The organism is Lichenihabitans sp. Uapishka_5 (assembly GCF_033947565.1).
In the GTDB taxonomy this organism is placed as follows: domain Bacteria; phylum Pseudomonadota; class Alphaproteobacteria; order Rhizobiales; family Beijerinckiaceae; genus Lichenihabitans.
Window position 1 is genome coordinate 1 of sequence record NZ_JARPVX010000190.1, and the last position, 1,539, is coordinate 1,539.

Consider the following 1,539-nt stretch of genomic DNA (forward strand, 5'->3'; position numbering starts at 1 on the left):
CTTTCAATTACCCACAAGTCGCTGGCCGGCTGATTTTCTCCGATTTGTTGTCGGCGGAGGCGCATCCGTGATTCATCCCTCGGCACCGAATCGCTTGAGGCGGTGTGCGCGATGGGATTTGAGACGACAGACCTGTCGACATGGGTCGATCGGGAGCTTGCTGGATCGAGATTTCCCGACGCGCGCCTCGGCAAGCGCCTTCGCTCGCTCCTGCATCGGCTGAGCGCATCGGTCGGTGATCCCTTGCCGCTCGCCTGCGGCGATTGGGCGAGCACCAAGGCAGCTTATCGCTTTCTCTCGAACGCCGATGTCAGCGAGGACAAGATCCTCGCGGGCCATTTCGCGGTGACGGCCGAGCGCATTCGCGCGACCGAGGGGCCGATCCTCGTGCTGCAGGATACCACGGAGTTCGTCTTCAAGCGGGCCAGGCCCGAGGCGATCGGCTCGATCGGTTTGGCATCGATGGCCCGGCCGAATGGCCCTCGGTCGCTCCATACTGTGTGCGGTCTGCTGATGCATTCGAGCCTGGCAGTGACGCCGGAAGGCTTGCCGCTCGGTCTGACTGCGGCAAAGTTCTGGTCCCGGTCCAAATTCAAGGGCACCACCGCGCTCAAGCGGCACATCAACCCGACACGGGTCCCGATCGAGGCCAAGGAAAGCGTTCGCTGGCTCACGAACATGTCGCAATCCAATGCGCTCATCGGTGATCCGGCCCGATGCGTACATATCGGCGACCGCGAGAACGACATCTATGAGTTCTTCTGCCGAGCTGCGACGGAAGGCACCAACTTCGTCGTGCGAACCTGTGTCGATCGCCTCGCGGGCGACGGCTTCCACACGATCAATGCTGAGATGGCTGAGGTCGGCGTCGCAGGGGTTCACCGCGTCAGGGTTCCGCTGGGAACCGGCGAGACGGACAATGCGACGGTCGAGATCCGTTTCAAGGCCATCGACGTGCTGCCACCGATCGGCAAACAGAAACGATATCCATCGCTCAGGCTCACCGTCATTCATGCTCGGGAGCGCGCCGTCCCGGACGGCCGCCCGCCGGTCGACTGGCGCTTGATCACCAATCTCGCCGTAGAGACGACAGCTGACGCGGTCGAGAAGCTCGACTGGTACGCCATGCGCTGGAAGATCGAGGTTTTTCACAAGATCCTCAAATCCGGTTGCCGCGCCGAGGACGCGAAACTCCGCACGGCGGATCGGCTCGTCAATCTCATCGCGATCTTTTGCGTCGTCAGCTGGCGCATCTTCTGGATGACGATGATGAACCGGATCGCCCCCGAGGCGCCGCCGACGCTGGTCTTCACCAAGGAGGAATGCACCGTCCTCAATGAGGCGGTTCCACGACCGCTGGAAAAGCCCTCCACTCCGACCCTGGCCAAGTATTCGGACAGTGTTGCTCGCCTCGGCGGATATTTGGCACGACGTCATGATCCACCTCCAGGAAATATCGTCATGTGGAGAGGATGGCGGAGGCTGACGGACATCCTGATCGGCTACCGCCTCGCTTCCGCACTTGTGGGTAATTGAAAG

1 protein-coding gene is annotated in these 1,539 nt (G+C 61.7%); it reads left to right on the forward strand.

Annotated features, from left to right (window positions below; all coding sequences use genetic code 11):
• Positions 1-111 precede the first annotated feature (111 nt).
• Positions 112-1,536: an IS4 family transposase gene (locus tag P7D22_RS23060; protein WP_319936578.1), complete on the forward strand. Its 1,425-nt coding sequence runs from the start codon at positions 112-114 to the stop codon at positions 1,534-1,536.
• Positions 1,537-1,539: the final 3 nt, after the last annotated feature.